Source organism: Proteus sp. MB838, from assembly GCF_054767435.1.
The window spans coordinates 1-19,933 of record NZ_BAABMO010000052.1 but is presented as its reverse complement, the minus strand read 5'-3'; the positions used below and the strand labels follow the sequence as shown (position 1 = coordinate 19,933).

General features: G+C 38.6%; 15 protein-coding genes and 3 pseudogenes. 12 read left to right on the top strand and 6 right to left on the bottom strand.

What is annotated here, in order from left to right; genetic code table 11:
• The 9 genes and pseudogenes from ACYUCW_RS16315 to fbaA form a co-directional block, all read left to right on the top strand.
• Window positions 1-295: pseudogene (locus tag ACYUCW_RS16315) on the top strand (cysteine synthase family protein); the annotation flags it as partial.
• Complete coding sequence (locus ACYUCW_RS16310; protein ID WP_460409025.1) at window positions 292-1,449, top strand: NAD/NADP octopine/nopaline dehydrogenase family protein; 1,158 nt, start codon at window positions 292-294, stop codon at window positions 1,447-1,449. The pseudogene ACYUCW_RS16315 and the gene ACYUCW_RS16310, both read left to right, overlap by 4 nt.
• Before the next feature lies 1 nt (window position 1,450).
• Window positions 1,451-2,569, top strand: coding sequence for an MFS transporter (locus tag ACYUCW_RS16305; RefSeq protein ID WP_460409024.1), 1,119 nt, complete (start codon window positions 1,451-1,453; stop codon window positions 2,567-2,569).
• Window positions 2,570-2,674: 105 nt separating this feature from the next.
• A pseudogene (locus ACYUCW_RS16300) lies at window positions 2,675-3,801 on the top strand (ABC transporter substrate-binding protein).
• Window positions 3,802-3,803: 2 nt separating this feature from the next.
• A complete protein-coding gene (locus ACYUCW_RS16295) occupies window positions 3,804-4,250 on the top strand; it encodes a ParB N-terminal domain-containing protein (RefSeq protein WP_004244957.1) in 447 nt (148 codons plus the stop codon).
• A gap of 336 nt (window positions 4,251-4,586) precedes the next feature.
• Window positions 4,587-6,581 carry a transketolase gene (gene tkt / locus ACYUCW_RS16290; RefSeq protein ID WP_460409023.1) on the top strand — a complete coding sequence of 665 codons (1,995 nt, stop codon included), beginning with the start codon at window positions 4,587-4,589 and terminating at the stop codon, window positions 6,579-6,581.
• 258 nt (window positions 6,582-6,839) lie between these two features.
• A complete protein-coding gene (gene epd / locus ACYUCW_RS16285) occupies window positions 6,840-7,859 on the top strand; it encodes an erythrose-4-phosphate dehydrogenase (protein ID WP_460409022.1) in 1,020 nt (339 codons plus the stop codon).
• 102 nt (window positions 7,860-7,961) lie between these two features.
• The gene (pgk, locus tag ACYUCW_RS16280) at window positions 7,962-9,125 is read left to right on the top strand and encodes a phosphoglycerate kinase (protein ID WP_460409021.1); all 1,164 of its coding nucleotides are present in this window, start codon (window positions 7,962-7,964) and stop codon (window positions 9,123-9,125) included.
• A 64-nt stretch (window positions 9,126-9,189) separates the two neighbouring features.
• Window positions 9,190-10,269 (top strand): class II fructose-bisphosphate aldolase, encoded by a 1,080-nt coding sequence (fbaA, locus tag ACYUCW_RS16275; RefSeq protein WP_046334617.1) that lies wholly within the window; start codon window positions 9,190-9,192, stop codon window positions 10,267-10,269.
• 91 nt (window positions 10,270-10,360) lie between these two features.
• On the opposite strand, the gene ACYUCW_RS16270 is transcribed toward fbaA, so the two are convergent.
• The 3 genes and pseudogenes from ACYUCW_RS16270 to hpaC all read right to left on the bottom strand — a co-directional run bounded on the left by ACYUCW_RS16270 (window position 10,361) and on the right by hpaC (window position 13,455).
• Window positions 10,361-10,573: a TM2 domain-containing protein gene (locus ACYUCW_RS16270; protein WP_004244951.1), complete on the bottom strand. Its 213-nt coding sequence runs from the start codon at window positions 10,571-10,573 to the stop codon at window positions 10,361-10,363.
• A 262-nt stretch (window positions 10,574-10,835) separates the two neighbouring features.
• A pseudogene (dtpB, locus tag ACYUCW_RS16265) lies at window positions 10,836-12,313 on the bottom strand (dipeptide/tripeptide permease DtpB).
• Window positions 12,314-12,936: 623 nt separating this feature from the next.
• The gene (hpaC, locus tag ACYUCW_RS16260; protein WP_004247315.1) at window positions 12,937-13,455 is read right to left on the bottom strand and encodes a 4-hydroxyphenylacetate 3-monooxygenase, reductase component; all 519 of its coding nucleotides are present in this window, start codon (window positions 13,453-13,455) and stop codon (window positions 12,937-12,939) included.
• A gap of 107 nt (window positions 13,456-13,562) precedes the next feature.
• Between hpaC and ACYUCW_RS16255 the strand changes: the two genes are divergently transcribed.
• Together ACYUCW_RS16255 and hpaR are read left to right on the top strand one after the other, a co-directional pair.
• Window positions 13,563-13,754, top strand: a complete 192-nt coding sequence (locus ACYUCW_RS16255; protein ID WP_004252455.1) for a hypothetical protein — start codon at window positions 13,563-13,565, stop codon at window positions 13,752-13,754.
• Window positions 13,755-14,031: 277 nt separating this feature from the next.
• Window positions 14,032-14,469 (top strand): homoprotocatechuate degradation operon regulator HpaR, encoded by a 438-nt coding sequence (gene hpaR, locus ACYUCW_RS16250; RefSeq protein ID WP_004244947.1) that lies wholly within the window; start codon window positions 14,032-14,034, stop codon window positions 14,467-14,469.
• 70 nt (window positions 14,470-14,539) lie between these two features.
• Here hpaR and betT read toward each other — a convergent pair whose 3' ends face one another.
• Together betT and ACYUCW_RS16240 are read right to left on the bottom strand one after the other, a co-directional pair.
• On the bottom strand, window positions 14,540-16,543 hold the full coding sequence (betT, locus tag ACYUCW_RS16245; protein WP_460409020.1) for a choline BCCT transporter BetT: 2,004 nt from the start codon (window positions 16,541-16,543) through the stop codon (window positions 14,540-14,542).
• A 368-nt stretch (window positions 16,544-16,911) separates the two neighbouring features.
• The gene (locus ACYUCW_RS16240) at window positions 16,912-17,547 is read right to left on the bottom strand and encodes a lipoprotein (RefSeq protein WP_020945264.1); all 636 of its coding nucleotides are present in this window, start codon (window positions 17,545-17,547) and stop codon (window positions 16,912-16,914) included.
• A gap of 279 nt (window positions 17,548-17,826) precedes the next feature.
• Here ACYUCW_RS16240 and ACYUCW_RS16235 point away from each other — a divergent pair, with 279 nt between their 5' ends.
• On the top strand, window positions 17,827-18,501 hold the full coding sequence (locus ACYUCW_RS16235; protein ID WP_004244944.1) for a DUF421 domain-containing protein: 675 nt from the start codon (window positions 17,827-17,829) through the stop codon (window positions 18,499-18,501).
• Between the two features lie 82 nt (window positions 18,502-18,583).
• Here the strand turns inward: ACYUCW_RS16235 and rnz are convergent, their stop codons facing one another.
• Window positions 18,584-19,501 carry a ribonuclease Z gene (rnz, locus tag ACYUCW_RS16230; RefSeq protein WP_004252451.1) on the bottom strand — a complete coding sequence of 306 codons (918 nt, stop codon included), beginning with the start codon at window positions 19,499-19,501 and terminating at the stop codon, window positions 18,584-18,586.
• Between the last annotated feature and the right edge of the window lie 432 nt (window positions 19,502-19,933).

Here is a 19,933-nt window from a genome sequence, read left to right as displayed (position 1 = left end):
TGGCGAACAAGTCTCTGATGTATGTGCTTTTGAAACGGCTCGTTACCTTGCTCGTCGTTTTGGTTTACTGGTTGGTGGCTCTACAGGGGGGGTGGTATATAAAGCGCTGGAGTTGATTAACAATAGTACAATTTGCGGAAATGTTGCACTTGCTATGGCTGATGGTGGTGAAAAATATCTGCAGACGATTTTTAATGACACATGGCTTAAAGAGCGAAATTTAATATCGGAGTCAGTCTGGGAACAACTTGATAATTGGTTTTCTTTGCCAACTTGTTTGGGGGATAGCAGATGATCCCAAATGAGAAATTGAGAGTAACACTATGTGGAGCCGGTCGTACAGGGCATCTTGCGGCAATTTTATTTAGCTTAAATCCTGCGATTGACGTCACTCTTTACAGCAGTCGCTCAGAAGCTGTGACAGCATATAAAGAAAATGATCATCAACTTCAGGCGGTGATGCCTGATGGTCAAGTTATTAAAACCCGCTCGGTTAGGATGACAGAAGCCATTAATGAGGCGTGCTCTGAGGCAGATATCATCATTATTACGACACCAAGTCATGTACGTGAAAGTTTACTTCAACGTATGGCGCCAATACTGCCGAAACATAAAAACATCTTTGTGGGCGCCATTCCCGGTTTTGCTGGCTTTGACTGGCTGGCTGAAAAAACGTTAGGCGATGCACCCAATATTGTTATATGGGGAATGAAAGATGTTCCCCATATTGCATTTGATCTGCAACCGGGAAAAAGTGTCAGAATGGGGGGCGGAAAATCACAACTCTATGTAGCTGTGCATGGAAGAGAAAAACCGCAATATGCCAATCTTCTTCTCAATTACCTCAAACAACTTTATGACTCACCTATTACGCTACTGACCGATTATCTAGAAATTACCCTAACGCCTGGAAATCCTATTATGCACAGCTCTGTTATCTATGGCCTTATCGGTCCATGGGGACAGTGGCACAATAGGCCTTTTGAGAGTATTCCATGTTGGTGGAACGATTGCCCCGAGTTGGGTGCCTATTTTCTTGCCCGCTGTGATAGGGAGAATCAAGCGTTATGTAATAAAGCAGAAATTGTATTGGGGATTAATCTCAGTTCCGTGCAACCATTACAGCAGGAAATAGTAGCCGCATATGCGGACTCAATTGCTGATCCGCGAACATTACTCAGTGTGTTACGAACGAATAAGGCCTATCAGGGTATTCCTTTACCTCTTATTTCTACAGCACGATCCCATGGTTATATTTTTGACAAACAACATCGGGTTTTTCAGGAAGACATTGCCTATGGACTAGCGCTTCTTGTTGCTCTTGGAGAACGTCTTCGAGTGCCAACACCCTATATAAGAGAAATATATGATTGGTGTTGTGGTTATATAGGAGGAAGTTTGCCTCACCCTCAGCTCCCAATGGATTGGCCAATAATAAGGGTGAAATAGTATGCGTGTTACCGGCAGTGTCATTTTTATTGTCCAGTTTTTATTTATCGTACAGCTACTCTCAATGGGAGCCATGGAAATGAGTGGCCCTTTTTGGCCGCTTCATCTCGAAAGTATGGCGTCGACAGAGCTACTGAGTATCGTGGGAACCGGCGTGTATATCGCACCTATGTTGGGCGTTATGCTAACCAGTACCTTTTGGGGACGAATAGGCGATAAAACTGGCAATAAAGTGATGATGATCCGTGCACTGATGGGGCTTGCATTAACGCAATTGGGGCTAGCTTTTGCCAATGATGTCTGGGTAATACTGCTACTACGTTTTTTACAGGGAACTTGTGCGGGGTATATTGCACCTGCTCAAGCTTATGGTATTGCCATGATCCCCATAGCACAACGTACTCGGCTTTTGGCATGGTTACAAGTATCTACCAATGCAGGATCGTTAGCTGGAGCCATTGCTGGTGGGGCCATCCTCGATTTACTGAGTTTCTTTTGGATAAACTTCGGGGCATTTATCATTTGTACGTTATGTGCACTACTGGTTTTTTTCATATTACCGAATGATTTACCGCGCCACGCTTCATCCAATTGCGTCACTTCCTCAACAAATAAAGCAAAAGCGATATCATCAATTAACCACAGTGTCATTGTTGGCTTACTTACCGTACTGGGTTTGTTATTAATGAGCCGCATGATCACACAAACCCCTTTTTCTCTTTATGTCAGTAGCGTATTTAATGCCCCTAACTGGTTAACAGGGGTCGCTTACGGATTGCAGGCTACAGGTGTGATTGTCTCAGCCTCCCTCTGGGCAAGATGGTTTGAAGCACACAACATATCTCATGCACTCTATCGAATGGTGGGGATCATTGCGGGATGTTTTATTGTGACCTTACTGCTAGCAGCAGTAAGAGAAATAAGCTGGTTTATCGGACTTTATTTTTTGTGGGGCATTCTTCTTGGGGCAACAACGCCAGTATTAACCGCATTAATATCTCGCTCAACCGCTGAAAGTAAACAGGGTTATATTTTGGGGCTGGTGCAAAGTATTAGCCAGTTTGCCTCTATGGTTGGCATTGCACTGGGGGGGGCGGAATACTTGTTTGGCCTGGGTTGACCACGTTGTTTTTGTGTGTGGCGGTGATGTATTGCATTACTTTAATTATTACGCTGAAAATGAGTTACTCTTCAAAAAACACTAACCAAAAATAGGTTATTAATCATGATATTACGATTTATATTTTCTATTGTATTGTTGTATTCATCAATGGCTTACTCACAGCAAGTTGTAACACCTGTTACTGACCTACTTGGCAGAACCGTGAATGTCAAATTACCGGTACAGCGCGTCATTTTGGGGGAAGGACGACAGCTTTATTTAGTGGCTATGTTTGATAAAGAAAATCCAGCACAAAGGATAGTCGCTTGGCGAAAAGATTTAATACAGTCCGATCCGGCCACATGGCAACAGTACCGACAACAATTTCCACAGTTGGCAAAAATCCCTACCTTTGGTGGCAGCGAACAAGGAACGTTTGATATAGAGCAGGCGATTAATCTGCAACCTGATGTCATCATCATGAATATGGACGCACGCAATACTATTGTTGATGCTGGACACGAAGCTGCACTAGCCCGAGCGGGTATTCCCATTGTTTATGTCGACTTTCGCTATGATCCTATTGCACACATTCCTCCAACAGTGACGTTATTTGGTAAATTATTTGGCCAACCAGATCGCGCAGAAGCTTATTTAACATTCCGTGATAAAGAGTTACAACGAGTGACATCTCGAGTTGAACAATTACAGGGGGCATTGCCAAAAGTATTTTTAGAGCGTCTTGGGGGTTATTCAGAAGAGTGCTGTATGACCTTTGGTAAAGGGAGTTTTGGCCGTTTTGTTAAAATAGCGGGGGGGATAATATTGCCGACAATCTTGCTCCGGGAACCTTTTTTACGCTAAATCCAGAAAAAGTGGTTGTTGCAAATCCCGATATTGTGATTATTACCAGCGGCAATTTTCAGGCATTTGTGCCGGGTGGAAAGTGGATCCCACTTGGGCCGGGGATTAATATTCAACAATCAAAACACCGACTCGCATGGTTTACGACTCGCCCTGCTTATGTTGATAGTAACGCTCGCCGTCGTGGCGCATTTTTTGCTATTTGGCATCAGTTTTATAATAGTCCCTATGATGTTATTGCTATCCAGCAGCTAGCTAAGTGGATACATCCCCAATTATTTGCTGATCTTGATCCTGATGACACATTCCGTCGTTTACATCAAGAATTTCTACCCATCTCATATCAGCCGGGATATATGATTGATTTGGAAAAAGAGGGGAGGTAAATATGGAGTATGATGTCGTGTTATATCCCATTGCCTTGCTCCGTCCTTCAGAAGAAGTCAACATGGCTCATGTTGAAGCTTTAACTAAGGAAATAGTCCGTTGCCAAAGATGGACAACACCTATACCCATTGAAAAAGAGACCGGAATTATTATGGACGGTAATCATAGGTATCAAGTCGCTCATCATCTTGCTCTCACTTATATTCCTTGTGTGTTGCTTGATTACACTGATACACGCATAACTGTGTATGATTGGCAGAATGGACGAGCGTTTAGCCCATTAAGAATAAGGGAGCAGATATTAAAGCAAGGTAATATTTTCCCTTATAAAACTACTCGACATCTATTTTCTCCAAGCCTTCCGGCCGTTAATTTTCCGCTTGAACAGTTAGTTGAAAAAATAGCTAGTAATCATCTGAATGTTTTCAAGTTAGGTGTTGGTAGGTGACCATTAACAGTGGGAAAATTAAATAGCTTAGTATTTATTTGATTTGATGGATAAAACAGCAACGTAATTTTAGCTTGATTAGTCGTATCAAGCTAAGGTTTAATAAGATACTTCTTAATTGCGCAAATAAAAGTCATTTTTCATTTTTGTTGCGCAACAATGTGGTGGTGTAATGTTATTTTCCGCGTTTATCGTAATAAATGCTGTTTAAATCAAAGAATTATTGATTTTCACTGATTACGATAGCCACCTTTGTGGATTTTTTATATTGCGGTTTTTTGCCCGCATTGAGAGAATCAGCTATCTAGATGCTTTTTATCCGACTTGGAGTAGAAAATGACCACTCGTAAAACCCTTGCAAATGCGATCCGTTTTTTAAGCATGGATGCAGTGCAAAAAGCCAAATCAGGGCACCCTGGTGCACCTATGGGCATGGCTGATATTGCAGAAGTATTATGGCGTGATTTTTTAAATCATAATCCAACTAATCCTCACTGGGCAGATCGTGACCGTTTTGTTTTATCTAACGGCCATGCTTCAATGCTGATTTATAGCTTATTACATCTGTCTGGTTATCAAGTTTCTTTAGATGATCTAAAAAATTTCCGTCAGCTGCATTCTAAAACACCGGGTCACCCAGAATATGGTTATACCCCAGGTGTTGAAACTACCACGGGTCCTTTAGGTCAAGGGATTGCTAACGCAGTAGGTTTTGCGATCGCAGAACGCACATTAGCGGCTCAATTTAACCGTCCTGGTCACGATATCGTAGATCACTACACCTACGCCTTTATGGGTGATGGTTGTATGATGGAAGGTATCTCTCACGAAGTATGCTCTTTAGCAGGTACTTTACAGTTAGGTAAACTGATTGCATTTTACGATGACAATGGCATTTCTATTGATGGTAAAGTACATGGTTGGTTTACTGATAATACTGCTGAACGTTTCAAAGCGTATGGCTGGCATGTTATTAGTGGTATTGATGGTCATGATGCAGCGAGTATTAAAGCTGCGATTGAAACCGCACAACAAATTACTGATAAGCCTTCACTGTTAATTTGCAAAACCACCATTGGTTTTGGTTCTCCTCATAAAGCAGGCACTGCCGATCCTCACGGTTCACCATTAGGTGATGCAGAAATTGCAGAAACTCGTAAAGCTCTGGGCTGGGAGTATGGTCCTTTTGAAATTCCACAAGAGATCTACAAAGAGTGGGATGCTAAAGAAGCTGGTAAAGCAAAAGAAGCTGCGTGGGACGCTAAATTTGCTGAGTATGCAGCACAATTCCCTGAATTAGCAGCTGAATTTAAACGTCGTATGTCTGGCGAATTACCTGCAAATTGGGAAAAAGAGTCAACAGCCTTTATTGAACAGTTGCAACATAACCCAGCGAGTATTGCTAGCCGTAAAGCATCACAAAATACATTAGAAGCGTTTGGTAAAGTTTTACCTGAGTTTATGGGAGGCTCTGCTGACCTTGCACCAAGTAACTTAACTATGTGGTCTGGCTCTAAAGCATTAAATGAAGATAAAGCCGGTAACTACATCCATTATGGTGTTCGCGAATTCGGTATGTCTGCCATTATGAATGGTATTGCATTACACGGTGGTTTTGTTCCTTACGGCGCTACCTTCCTGATGTTTATGGAATATGCACGTAATGCGGTACGTATGGCTGCACTGATGAAAATCCGCAGTATCTTTGTTTATACCCATGACTCTATCGGTTTAGGTGAAGATGGTCCTACTCACCAACCTGTTGAGCAAATGGCAAGTCTGCGTGTAACACCAAATATGAGTACATGGCGCCCATGTGACCAAGTTGAGTCAGCAGTAGCATGGAAATACGCTGTTGAGCGTAAAGATGGTCCAACTGCGCTCATCTTCTCTCGTCAAAACCTTGCTCAACAGCCACGTACTCCAGAGCAACTGGCTAATATCGAGAAGGGTGGTTATATCCTGAAAGATTGTGACGGTACACCTGAACTTATCTTTATTGCTACGGGTTCTGAAGTTGAATTAGCTGTTAATGCTTACGATCAATTAACAGCAGAAGGCCGTAAAGTCCGTGTGGTTTCAATGCCAGCAACAGATGCATTTGATAAACAAGATGCTGATTATCGTGAAGCAGTATTACCTGCAGCGGTTAAAGCTCGTGTTGCTATTGAAGCGGGTATCGCGGATTACTGGTTTAAATATGTTGGTCTTGATGGTGTGATTGTCGGTATGCATAGCTTCGGTGAATCTGCTCCTGCAAACGAACTGTTTGCTGAGTTTGGTTTTACTGTTGAAAATGTGGTTACACAGGCAAAAACTCTACTTAAATAATCAATAAATGTTAACAAGAGCACATTTTTGGGAATAATTTCTCAGATGTGCTCTTTTTTTATGCTTCCCCCTTTTTTTGCTATTGCGATTTTCTCTCATTTCTCGTAATCTGAACACCAATAAGCTGAACCGTTTCAGTTGTGCTAAAAATGTCGGTGACCGCACATTTTTTAGTTTTACTTGATTTATCGTTGTTGATTAGTCAATTGCTCGATTATTCTAGGCGGTTGCATAATTACGAGTTATCAAGGAAGTTACATGACAATTAGAGTTGCTATTAACGGTTTTGGTCGAATAGGGCGTAATGTGTTAAGATCGCTTTATGAATCTGGAAAGCGGGCTGAAATAAGCGTTGTTGCAATAAATGAATTGGCTGATGCAACAGGTATTGCTCATTTGCTTAAATATGACTCAAGCCATGGTCGCTTTGCTTGGGATATTCGTGTTAATAATGACTTATTGCAAGTAGGTGATGATGCAATCCGTCTTTTCCATCATGCCGATATTGCAGACTTACCTTGGGGTGAGTTAGGTATTGATGTGGTACTTGATTGTAGTGGCGTTTATGGATCTCGTGCCGATGGTGAGGCGCATATTGCACAAGGGGCAAAGAAAGTGCTCTTTTCTCATCCGGGAACGATAGATCTTGATGCTACGGTGGTATTCGGTGTTAATCAACATGAATTGAAAAAACAGCACCGCATCGTCTCTAATGCTTCTTGTACCACAAATTGTATTATCCCGATTATTAAAATGATGGATGATGCTTTTGGTATAGAGTCAGGTACAGTGACGACAATCCATGCTGCGATGAATGATCAACCTGTTATTGATGCATATCATAAAGATTTACGTCGTACACGAGCCGCAGGACAATCGATTATTCCGGTTGATACCAAATTAGCTGCCGGTATTACACGGATTTTCCCGAAATTTAAAGATCATTTCGAGGCAATTTCTGTACGAGTTCCTACAATTAATGTGACAGCAATTGATTTAAGTGTCACGGTAAAAAATGCTGTAAATGTGTTAGATGTCAATAAGTTAATTCAAAAATCAGCAACTGGCGCATTTCGTGGTATAGTGGATTACACAGAATTGCCATTAGTCTCAACAGATTTTAACCACGACCCTCATAGTGCCATTGTTGATGGTACACAAACAAGAGTCAGTGGGCAGCATCTGATTAAAACGTTAGTCTGGTGTGATAATGAATGGGGCTTTGCTAACCGAATGCTTGATACGACGTTAGCTATGGCTGCAACTGGTTTTAAATAATCATGTATTAATGACGGTACTCAGCAATAGCACATTATGTGATAATGCGCGGTACTGAACAGAAGATTACTAAATTTTAGAGAATCAATGAGAGGATTCATCATGTCTGTAATTAAGATGACCGATTTAGACCTGGCCGGTAAACGAGTACTAATTCGTGCTGACCTGAACGTTCCAGTGAAAGATGGAAAAGTAACTTCAGATGCACGTATTCGTGCTTCATTACCGACTATTGAAGCGGCTTTAAAACAAGGCGCTAAAGTTATGGTAACTTCACACTTAGGCCGTCCTACTGAAGGTGAGTACAACGAAGAGTTCTCTTTAAAACCAGTTGTTGACTATCTGAAAGAGAAATTATCTGCACCCGTTAGCCTAGCAAAAGACTATTTAAACGGTGTTGATGTTAATGCAGGTGAATTAGTTGTATTTGAAAACGTTCGTTTTAATAAAGGCGAAAAGAAAGACGACGAAACGCTGTCTAAACAATATGCTGCATTATGTGATGTCTTTGTCATGGATGCATTCGGTACGGCTCACCGTGCTCAAGCGTCAACACACGGTGTTGCTAAGTTTGCGGATATCGCTTGCGCGGGTCCTCTGTTATCAGCAGAGCTTGAAGCATTAGGCAAAGCATTAGATAAACCAGAGCGTCCAATGGTGGCTATCGTTGGTGGCTCTAAAGTATCTACTAAATTAACAGTTTTAGATTCATTATCAAAAATTGCTGACCAATTAATCGTTGGTGGTGGTATTGCTAACACCTTTATCGCAGCAGAAGGTCATTCTGTAGGTCGTTCATTATATGAAGCAGACCTTGTTGACGATGCGAAAAAATTAATGGAAAAATGCGATATTCCAGTACCAACAGATGTCCGTGTCGCGACAGAATTCTCAGAAACAGCGCCAGCTGTACTGAAATCAGCAAATGACATCAAAGATGATGAACAAGTATTAGATATCGGTGATGTGACTGCTGAACGTTTAGCTGAAATCCTGAAAAACGCAAAAACCATTCTGTGGAATGGCCCTGTGGGTGTCTTTGAATTCCCTAACTTCCGTAAAGGTACTGAAGTGATTGCTAAAGCGATTGCTGATAGTGATGCTTTCTCTATCGCTGGCGGTGGTGATACATTAGCGGCTATCGATTTATTTGATATCGCAGATAAAATCTCTTACATTTCAACCGGTGGTGGTGCTTTCTTAGAATTCGTAGAAGGTAAAAAACTTCCTGCGGTTGCTATGCTGGAAGAACGCGCTAAACAGTAATTAAGTCACGCTCATACAGGTAGAGTGTAAAACTCTGCCTGTTCCAAATATAGGATCTTATTACATGTCTAAAGTTTTTGATTTCGTAAAACCGGGTGTCATCACTGGTGATGATGTACAAAAAGTATTTGCAGTAGCAAAAGAAAATAATTTTGCTCTGCCTGCAGTTAACTGCGTAGGTACAGACTCAATTAATGCTGTATTAGAAGCAGCTGCGAAAGTGCGTTCTCCTGTTATTGTTCAATTCTCTAATGGTGGTGCTGCATTTATCGCAGGTAAAGGTCTTAAAGCTGAAGCGCCACAACAAGCGGCTATCCTAGGGGCTATTTCTGGTGCTCACCATGTACACCAAATGGCAGAATACTATGGTGTTCCTGTTATTTTACACACTGACCACTGTGCGAAAAAACTGTTACCTTGGATTGATGGTCTGTTAGATGCAGGTGAAAAACACTATGCGAAAACAGGTAAACCACTATTCTCTTCTCATATGATTGACTTATCAGAAGAGTCATTAGAAGAAAATATTGAAATCTGTTCTAAATATTTAGCGCGTATGGCTAAAATCGATATGACTTTAGAAATCGAATTAGGCTGTACTGGTGGTGAAGAAGATGGCGTTGATAACACAGGTATGGATAGCTCTGCGCTATATACCCAACCTGAAGACGTTGCTTACGCTTATGAAAAACTAAATGCTATCAGCCCACGTTTCACTATCGCTGCATCATTTGGTAATGTTCACGGCGTTTATAAACCAGGTAACGTTCAATTAACACCAAAAATTCTTCGTAACTCACAAGACTATGTGTCAGAGAAATACAATCTGCCACACAATAGCTTAAACTTTGTTTTCCACGGTGGTTCTGGTTCATCTGCAGAAGAAATCAAAGAAGCTGTAAGCTACGGTGTTGTTAAAATGAATATCGATACCGATACTCAATGGGCAACTTGGGACGGTATCTTGCAGTTCTACAAACAGAACGAAGGCTATTTACAAAGCCAATTAGGTAATCCAGAAGGCGCTGATAAACCTAACAAGAAATACTATGATCCACGTAACTGGTTACGTCATGGTCAAACATCAATGGTTGTTCGTTTAGAGCAAGCATTTAAAGAGCTAAATGCGATTGATGTTCTGTAATACAATTTTATTGTAATACACCTAAAAAACCCGCTTAGTATGCGGGTTTTTTTGTTGGTTGTTAGCACTAGGTACGATGGTATTGGGCTATTTAATTTCGGTTATATTTGTCATTAAAGGTTTGGTCTGAAATACACAGATAATAAATTCCTTCAATAAAACCGATAATAGCGGGTATCCCCGTCCAGCAAAAAATGAGATATAAAATCCCCATTCCTACTTTACGAAGATAGAATTTATGTATTCCTAGCCCACCAAGAAAAATAGCTAATAATGCGGCTGCTAGCTTATTTTTATCATTCATTAATATCTGCTCCTATTACCAATCATTGGTTTTTAATCATGAATATTGATTATTAGACAATGCTAAATATTGTCAGTTTCAATTAAAGGTACTATTTATAAGATAGATTAAAACCAGAAAAAAGAAAAAAAGAGAAGAACACTAATCATAAATAATAAAAGATTAAGGTTGTAGAAGATTTAATCGCTAAGCGTTTTTATAAGAGATAAAAAAAGCGCCTTTCTAGGCGCTTTGTCTGTGATAAGCAAAGGTGTTTGCTTATTTACTTAATCATTTTACTCTCTTCTTTCATCATGCGGTTTAGTAAAGGTACTGTTGCCCACATAATCAAGCCAACCACTAAGGTAACGATACCGATTTTGCCAAACACATCAGTATAAATAGGCAGTGTTTGTAGTGGATCGGTAATACCTTCAGGTGGGGCGGTAAAGGTTGCTACATGGCCTCCTAACAGGTAAGCCGTCGCTTGTGTTAAGAACCACATACCTAAAATAAAGCCCATCATATATTGCGGTACGAAAGCGGCAATCATCGCTAAGCCTAATGCACTGATTATCAATTCCCCTAGACTTTGGAAGAGATAAATCAGTACAACAAACCAAGGTGATGTTAAGCCTTGAGCATCAGCAAACCACATACCTGAAGCGGCAGCGGTTAGGAAGCCTAATGAGCATAAAAGCATACCTGTGGTAAATTTTGCCGGCATGGATAAATCTTTGCCTTTCGCGCCAAAATGGCTATAAGCCATTGCTAAGATAGGGCTGGCAATAATGATCCAAAATGGATTTAATGCTTGGAAACTCACCGGGTTAATATCAAAGCCTAACAGGGTATGGTGAATATTATGGATAGCAAAGAAGTTAAGTGAGGTTGGCATCTGAGCGTAGAGAATATAGAAAATAACAGCTTCTAACATCAGAACAAATGCAACATACATTTTATTACGTGCCACTCTGTCTTTTTGTTTAAAGGCTTCACGAAAATAAATGATAACCACAACAATAGACAAGCTGATTAAAACGATGTTAGCAATCATCACATTGTGCAACAACCATGCACAAATAAAGACCATAGCGACAGAGCCTGCAATAACTAATAGCAGTTTGTTGAAATTCATTGGCAGGTGATCTGGCTCAGAACCAATATTCACGACCATTTTACGGCAGAAAAAATAGACCAATATGGCCATTATTAAGCCGATACCACAAATATTATAAGTCAGTGCATAGCCGTAGCGATCGGCAAGAACGGGGCAATAGATAAGGAGATTAATGAACCAACATTAATCGACATATAAAATAGTGTAAATGCACCATCAAGACGGGGATCTTTAGGTTTATAGCATTTAGCTAATAGGCTTGCTGGGTTTGCTTTAAATAAACCGTTACCTACTGCGATAGTGGCTAAAGCATAAAAGATTAAATTAGGATACATAATTGACATGCCGGTCATAAAATAACCGATAGCCAATACGATAGCCCCTAAAACAATGGTTCGTTTAGTACCTAATAGATGGTCACCAACATAACCACCAATAGAAATAAGCCCATAAACTAATGCGGAGAATGCACCAAAAGTAATAAAAGCTTGTTCTTGAGAGAATCCGAGTTTACTAACAAAATAAACGGCAAGAATACCTTGTACGCCGTAGTAACCAAAACGTTCCCATAATTCCACAAAGAAAATCATAAAGAATGGTTTAGGCTGTTGTAATAAACCGACTTTAGCGGGTTTATCCATATCTTTAATGCCCCTAATTATTATTTATTTTCAACAACGATGCTATTTACTCAAATTCACGATGAATGTTACACCCTGATAACATTATCTGTTGTATTTAGAGTGATGTTTGCAAATTTAAGATGGTGATCAGTAAGTCCGGTAGACTAATATATTGATAGAATGACTTCTCAAAGGTTGATCACACTGTTAGTAAGATTAATACCAGATTGAAAAAAATAGTCATTAATTTATTTTCAATTAAAGCGATTTAATTGATCTTTGGTATAAATAATCACCAAAAAGAGCCTGTTTTGTTTATATTTTAAGCTTAATAAAGCTGATAAAATATAAGCATAAAAATAGAGTGGAAGGGTTATTTATATCGTGACTAATTGATTTTCTAAAGAAAAAGTTTTCTTATAATTTTAATAATTTCTTTTATAACAAACAGATGTTAAAAATAGTTTAATAAAACGCTGATAGCTTTATTTTAGGATAAAATGAAATAAATATGCATGAAGTGCGGGTAATTATTTAAAATTTAACAAAGGTAATAAAAACGCCTTTATTAATAATGAAGGATTTAAATTGATACCCTCTTCAAAATAATAAAGTGCGTTTTTGTTTTTAATATTAGCTAATTAAGCGGTGGTTGTGACTAATTTATGTTTAACGGGATGGAAGCGACGCTTAAAATAAATTAAGCCATCGCCATCTTCTCGAACCGCAATATTTTTTATCTCAGCCATATAAACAAAGTGAGTACCTACTTGGCGTACATCGTAAATATCACCTTCTAGGCTAGCGAGTGCATTGGTTAATATCGGTTGCTGCAATGCGCCATATTGCCATCCTGGTTGGGTAAAGCGATCAGCCATTGCCAGACCTGTCATACCGGCAAAATGGCAAGCCATCTCTTCTTGTTCATGATTTAAAATATTGATACTTAATTTGCCATTTTCTTGAAACGTACTATTCATTTGGCTTTTACTATTGATGCAAATCATCACTGTCGGTGGAGTATCGGTAACTGAACATACAGCTGTTGCTGTTAAACCACAGCATCCTGCATCACCATTAGTTGCGACAATATTAACGGCAGCACCTAAGCTTGCCATTGCATCCCGAAAAAGTGGGTTAGCCTGTTTTTCATCAGACATTTTTTACTCCTACTGCCAGACTTCTCATCTGTGGGCGTCTTCACTTAAAATAACCATTAGTTAGAAAATCAGAATTTATCTAACTAGTGCCGCTTCACAAAGTTGTAATGATCTTGCTGATTTCTTTGCTGTGTGAATTTAAAGCCGTAACGCTACCTCGCATTAGCCAAGAGATCAATCTTTCTTTGTTACAACCTGTTAACTTTATCTCAAAAAGTCGTGAGACAACCTTATCGCTGGTTGTTATTATTCCTAATAAGTCAAGAAAAGCGATAGGTAAATCAGGTGGTTTAGCCTAGTTTGCTGATAAATAACACGAAATGACACATATTATCCTGTTATTTTTTGGGGATATTACGCGGTTTTGTCTGAGAAAAGCACTAAGGTCATCAATTGCTAAAATAGCCTAAAATGTTAGAAATTGAGTCAAGTTTATTTATTTGTTAATATGATTAATTGTAATAAAAAGTCTATTCTTAGAATATTATTCATTTATAACTATAACGAGTTATAATTTTCACCGGCTAGATTGAGTGATTTTTCATCAATTTATCTATCAATAAAGAGCTTCTGATTATGCATGAGTCATTAACAATCGCGCTATTGCAAGCACGGGAATCTGCGATGGGATTTTTTCGCCCCGTTCTTAAAGAGCATAATCTGACAGAGCAGCAGTGGCGGATCATCCGAGTTCTTGCTGATAAGCGCTCTATCGATTTTCACGAATTAGCACAAAAAACCTGTATCCTGCGTCCAAGTTTGACAGGTATTTTGATTAGAATGGAAAGAGATGAGCTAATTTGTCGATTAAAACCAGTGAGTGATCAACGTAAATTATTCGTTTCTCTATCAACCAATGGGCAAAATTTATATGATAAAATCCAGCCTAAGATAGAAGAAGGGTACCAATTACTCGAACAAAAGTTTTCTACAGAAAAACTGCAACATTTATCTATCTTACTGAAAGAACTGATAGCGTTAAATCCAGAAAATAGTCATTCAACTGAAAAATAACATATGTGCACCAAGAAAAAAGAGATGATGTTATACCATCATCTCTTTTGTTTTTATGTAATAGGTGAAATTACCTTTTACCTAATACGTGTAAGAAGTGAATATGTTTTTCATACTGATCGAGTATGTCATGAATAATTTGTTCTTTTGTCCAGCCCATGACATCGTAATCTTGCCCACCTTCTTTGAGATGAATTTCAGCGCGATAGTATTTATGCTCTTCATCCTTTTCTTCATCCGTTAAGCCTGCTAGCGCGAAAGCGGGTTGAGTATAGAATCGTAATCGTACTTCATAAAAGAAGTTCATATCCTCACCTAAGTCCACTTCAAAGCCGATGCGATCTTCTTCTTCGTCATGGATATAGCATTGAATACCTTGTTTGCTTAATTCAGCCGACACCATTTCCATGGAAGGATTAACGACTTCTTCCATAAAACGTTTTACATGTGAACGTTTAGGAAAATAAGCAATATTTCTTAATCGACGTTGCCAAGGAATAGGATTACGGCTAGCCGGTGGGGCGATAGTCGTCATCTGTTGGCTATCTCGCTTATAAACATCCACTCGCAATGCCTTAATTAATCCATAAATTGATGCCAATAGCACGATGGCAAATGGTAACGCACTGGCAATGGTGACAGTTTGTAATGCTGATAAACCTCCTGCCAATAACAAGGTAATGGCTGAAATACCCATTAATGCAGCCCAGAAGATACGTTGCCATACAGGGGTTTCTGAATCTCCTCCTGACGCTAGGGTATCAACCACCATTGCACCGGAGTTTGCTGAGGTGACAAAAAAGACAATGACCATCAGCATTGCGACAAAGGAAAGCACTGATGAGAATGGAAAATAATTTAAAAATTCAAACAGTGCTAATGACACATCTTGTTGTACTATATTCGCAAGAACTTCTGCACCTTTATCTTTAATTAAATAGATAGCGGTATTACCAAAGACAGTCATCCAAAGTAAGGTAAAGCCAGCTGGAACAAAGAGTACGCCGACAACAAACTCACGAATAGTACGACCACGGGAGATCCGTGCAATAAACATACCGACAAAAGGCGACCACGATAACCACCAGCCCCAATAAAGCAGTGTCCATCCACCTAACCAATCACTTGATTTTGGCTCGTAGGCATAAAGATTAAACGTTTTACTCACTATTTCTGATAAATAGCCCCCTGTATTTTCAACAAACGATTTTAAAATCAATACAGTAGGGCCAAGAATAATGACTAATAAAAGAAGAATAACGGCTAAACCAAGGTTAAGCTCGGATAAAAAACGGATACCTTTTTCTAATCCAGAGACAACCGAAATAGTAGCAAGCCCGGTGATAACAACAATTAAAACCACTTGCACGGTTGGATTAATTGGAATATCGAATAGATGGTTTAAACCGGCATTAACTTGTAGAACACCAAAACCCAGTGAAGTTGCGACACCAAATACGGTGCCCATCACAGCAAAAATATCTACCGCATGCCCAATAGGGCCATAAATACGGTCGCCAATGATAGGATAAAGGGCGGAACGTAACGTTAATGGCAAGCCATGGCGGTAGCTAAAAAACGCCAGAATTAATGCCACGATGGCGTAAATAGCCCAAGCATGTAATCCCCAGTGGAAGAAAGTCAAACGCATAGCTTCTTTGGCGGCTTCAATCGTCTGCGCATCCCCTGTGGGTGGCATTAAATAGTGCATAACGGGTTCTGCGACACCAAAGAACATCAGCCCAATACCCATACCTGCTGAAAACAGCATCGCGAACCAAGCAAAATAGCTAAAATGTGGACGAGCATGATCAGGGCCTAATTTTATTTCGCCAAAGCGCGATAGCCCTAAATAAGTCACACTCAGCAAAACCAATGCTACGGCTAAAATATAAAACCAGCTCGCGTTGGTGAAAAGGTTTTCCTGAAGGTGCCCTAGCTTGTCATTAGCGAGTTCAGGAAATAGCGCTGAAAACCCTACGACGAGCATAATAAGTATTGCGGAGGTGTAAAATACGGGAGGATTAATTTTCATCCTAATTTTTTTTGGTGTGATTTCATTTTGTTGGCTCATAGTTAACCTATTTTTGTTATTTTTCTTAGACAAGACTTTTCGATATTGCAATCTAGCATGTTAGTGGTATCGCTAGGAAAGAAAAGTTTGTAAGAAAATTTGAATAAAACATCAGATGATCTTGAAGCTTTATAAAAGAACGGAAATAAATTATATTTTTCCGTAAGGTGAAGAAAATTACAATTAAATCAATTCATTATCATATGTTTTTAGTCAGCGTCTTGACGCTTTAATAGGTTTCTCCTGTTGAAAAAAGGATAGTATGGTTACATTTTTTGCTTAATCGATCAACTCCTGTTTGTTTTTTGCACAAAAAAAGCCAGTAAAATATTACTGGCTTTTTCAACATCAAAATTTCTGAAATGAAATTATTTATTATCAGCCTTTAGAGAATCAATTTTTTGCTTTGCTTGATCGTTTAGCTCATCGGCTTTATCAAGCGCTTTATCTTTAGTATCTTGCGCTTGCTGTTTTACATCATCACTGGTTTTAGCCGCATCTTCTTTTAGTTGCGCTGCTTTGTCGCTAGCATTTTGTTTTAAGTTATCTGCAGTGGTATTAGCGTTTTGTTTCACTTCTTCTGCTTTACCAGCCAGTTTGTCACTTTCATTATTTAAACTTTGTTTGATTTCATCTGCTTTTGCACTTGCAGAATCTTTTAGTTCATCTGTTTTTTGTGCAATGCTCTCTTTTAATGCATCGGTTTTTTGATCGGCTTGTGCTTTAAGCTCTGCAGCTTTATCTTCAGCTTGCTCTTTTAGCTTGGCCGCATCTTGTTTTAATTCGTCAGCTGTCGCTGATGCACTCTCTTTTAAATCAGCGGCTTTTTCTTTAGCTTGATCTGTTAATTCTTTTGCTTTGTCTTGAGCCGTTTCATTTACTTGGGTTGCTGTCTCTTTTGCTTTATCAATACCTTCATCCACTTTTTTCGATGAATCATCACAACCTGCTGTAATGGTAACAAGACCTGCTAGAATTAAAGATGCCAGTAATTTTTTGTTCATGTTTCTCTCCAGAGAATGTATCCAAAACATATCGATGATATCTCGCATAACTAGTATTAAAAGCGAGAGGTTATTGAGTTGATATTTTATATATTATCTTAACTCCCAATAAAATAAGTATAGTGAGAGTCTGAAAATCAACAAGGTTAAGTATATTAAGTGATTACCACTAGTCAAATATATTAGATTTGTAAGGTTAATATCTGTCAGATTTCTCTCAATGGTATGTTTTATGCTTTATAATTACAGTGTGAATCGTTTTGCAAAGGTGCTTAAGAAATGGAATATTATCTGCTTGTGGTTATCAAGTTTATTATTGGTTTTACAATAATTTTGGCTCATATGAATATTTCAGGGAAGACACAACTCTCTCAACTAACTCCCATTGATTTTATTGGTAATTTTGTTTTAGGGGGGATTATGGGAGGGGTTATTTACACAGATGCAATCCCGCTTTACCAATATGTTATTGTCTTTTTGATAGGTGTATTTTTTATTTCTTTTCTCAATTATATCAGTAAAAAATTTAATTTTTTCCGAGCAGTAGCGATAGGTAATCCGATCCCGATTATTAAAAAGGGAAGATTTATTATGGAAAACATTACTGAGAAGAAAAATAAGATTGATATTCTTAATATCACTTCTAGGTTACATGCCCAAGGAATTCATTCTTTTCAAGAAGTTAATTATGCTCAAATTGAACCTGATGGACAAATAACGGTGGTGTGTGATGGTGCTAAAATGCCCTCTATCATTATTATGAAAGATGGTGTTATCCGAACTTCTGAACTTGAGCAGATAGAACGAGATGAAAATTGGTTAAACGAAGAGATGAAAAAACAACATATAGATAACCCAGAAGATGTTTTTTTAGCCGAATTTTGGGATGGTAAAGTCAATTTCATTTTGCAAGACGGTAAGATCAAACACGATTTCATTCCGACTGCTGAGTAGCAATATCCTGTGAAAGAATAAAAGCAACGATTAATACTATCTCAAGAGTCGCTATCGTTGCTCTATTTTGATTTAGTATTAGTTAAAGTTTGAATGTCTCAAAATCACTGGCGATTTGTGTATTGTCAAATATAGTATGACATTCCGCTAATAGTTCGGGGGTTTCTTTAGGTGAATAGCGACTACTGATATGGGTAATGATTAGTCGCTTAGCATTCGCCTTTTTGGCTAACTCAGCTGCCTGTATGGTACTTGAATGTCCACGACTATTGGCTTTATCAGCCATGTCATGTTTAAAGGTTGCTTCATGGACAATAACATCGGCATTCTCAGCGAGTTTAACTGCATTAGGCGTTGGTTGTGTATCGCCAAAAATCACAATACAACGGCCTTTGATCTCTGTGCTTAGATAATCTTTTCCATCTATGATCCGTCCATCAGGTAGTGTAACGGTTTTCCCTTGTTTTAATAATTTATACCAAGGGCCTCTAGGGATATTCTCTGCCTCTAGCTTGTCAGCATTGAGTTTACCTGGTTTATTGTCTTCTTCTAGACGATAACCAAAGCAGGGGACAGGATGTGATAATGCGCCACAACTTACACGTATACCTTCTTCTTCAAAAAGAAAACCATCTTGTTCTATTTCAATAATATCTAAAGGGTAAGTGAGATAAGATTGGCTTAATGTAAGGGCTGTTTCTATAAATGCCTTAATGCCTGTAGGCCCATAAATGGTTAACGGGTTTTCTGTGCCCCCCATTGAACGGCTACAGAGTAGTCCGGGTAAACCAAAAATATGATCACCATGTAAATGGGTAATAAAAATCTTATTAATGCGTGATAGCTTTACATGGCTATGTAAGATCTGATGCTGGGTCGCCTCTCCACAATCGAACATCCACAGACTTTTTTGTTTATTTTGTAAATCAAGCACCATACTGGTGACGTTGCGATCTTTAGAAGGTACGCCTGCATTAGTGCCTAAAAAGGTAAGTTCCATAATGAAATCCTGATCTCCATGGTGAATTTTTAACATTCATCTTAATCGTAATGGTATCTAAACTAAATAAAATTCTGCAACTGTGATTAAGATAATCTTCTCATTAAAGTTGATATGAATAATAGTGTGAATAAAAGATAATATACTTTATTTACTAAAATTAAATTTCTCTGATTAACGATTTAAATGTATCTGTTTTTATACAAACAGAATGAATGGGGCATATTCTTAATTTGTTTATTTTTTTTAATAAAGTTTAAAGTTCTTATTGAAAAAATAAAAAAAGTAAAATTTAAATTATGATTTTTTGAGTAAATAAAAAATAAACATATCTTACAAATTGAAATACTTTTTGTGTTTTTTTTACAATTTTAGTTTTTAATTTTTATCTTAAAAAGTTGTTTTGTTAATACAATGTAATGATATTAATTC

Excerpts from the sequence above, each read along its gene's own strand:
- ACYUCW_RS16305 (WP_460409024.1), top strand. The coding sequence starts at position 1,451 with ATGCGTGTTACCGGCAGTGTCATTTTTATTGTCCAGTTTTTATTTATC.
- ACYUCW_RS16295 (WP_004244957.1), top strand. The coding sequence starts at position 3,804 with ATGGAGTATGATGTCGTGTTATATCCCATTGCCTTGCTCCGTCCTTCA.
- pgk (WP_460409021.1), top strand. The coding sequence starts at position 7,962 with ATGTCTGTAATTAAGATGACCGATTTAGACCTGGCCGGTAAACGAGTA.
- ACYUCW_RS16270 (WP_004244951.1), bottom strand. The coding sequence starts at position 10,573 with ATGAATGATAAAAATAAGCTAGCAGCCGCATTATTAGCTATTTTTCTT.
- ACYUCW_RS16235 (WP_004244944.1), top strand. The coding sequence starts at position 17,827 with ATGGAATATTATCTGCTTGTGGTTATCAAGTTTATTATTGGTTTTACA.
- epd (WP_460409022.1), top strand. The coding sequence starts at position 6,840 with ATGACAATTAGAGTTGCTATTAACGGTTTTGGTCGAATAGGGCGTAAT.
- ACYUCW_RS16255 (WP_004252455.1), top strand. The coding sequence starts at position 13,563 with ATGATCTTGCTGATTTCTTTGCTGTGTGAATTTAAAGCCGTAACGCTA.
- rnz (WP_004252451.1), bottom strand. The coding sequence starts at position 19,501 with ATGGAACTTACCTTTTTAGGCACTAATGCAGGCGTACCTTCTAAAGAT.
- betT (WP_460409020.1), bottom strand. The coding sequence starts at position 16,543 with ATGAGCCAACAAAATGAAATCACACCAAAAAAAATTAGGATGAAAATT.
- ACYUCW_RS16240 (WP_020945264.1), bottom strand. The coding sequence starts at position 17,547 with ATGAACAAAAAATTACTGGCATCTTTAATTCTAGCAGGTCTTGTTACC.
- tkt (WP_460409023.1), top strand. The coding sequence starts at position 4,587 with ATGACCACTCGTAAAACCCTTGCAAATGCGATCCGTTTTTTAAGCATG.
- fbaA (WP_046334617.1), top strand. The coding sequence starts at position 9,190 with ATGTCTAAAGTTTTTGATTTCGTAAAACCGGGTGTCATCACTGGTGAT.
- ACYUCW_RS16310 (WP_460409025.1), top strand. The coding sequence starts at position 292 with ATGATCCCAAATGAGAAATTGAGAGTAACACTATGTGGAGCCGGTCGT.
- hpaR (WP_004244947.1), top strand. The coding sequence starts at position 14,032 with ATGCATGAGTCATTAACAATCGCGCTATTGCAAGCACGGGAATCTGCG.
- hpaC (WP_004247315.1), bottom strand. The coding sequence starts at position 13,455 with ATGTCTGATGAAAAACAGGCTAACCCACTTTTTCGGGATGCAATGGCA.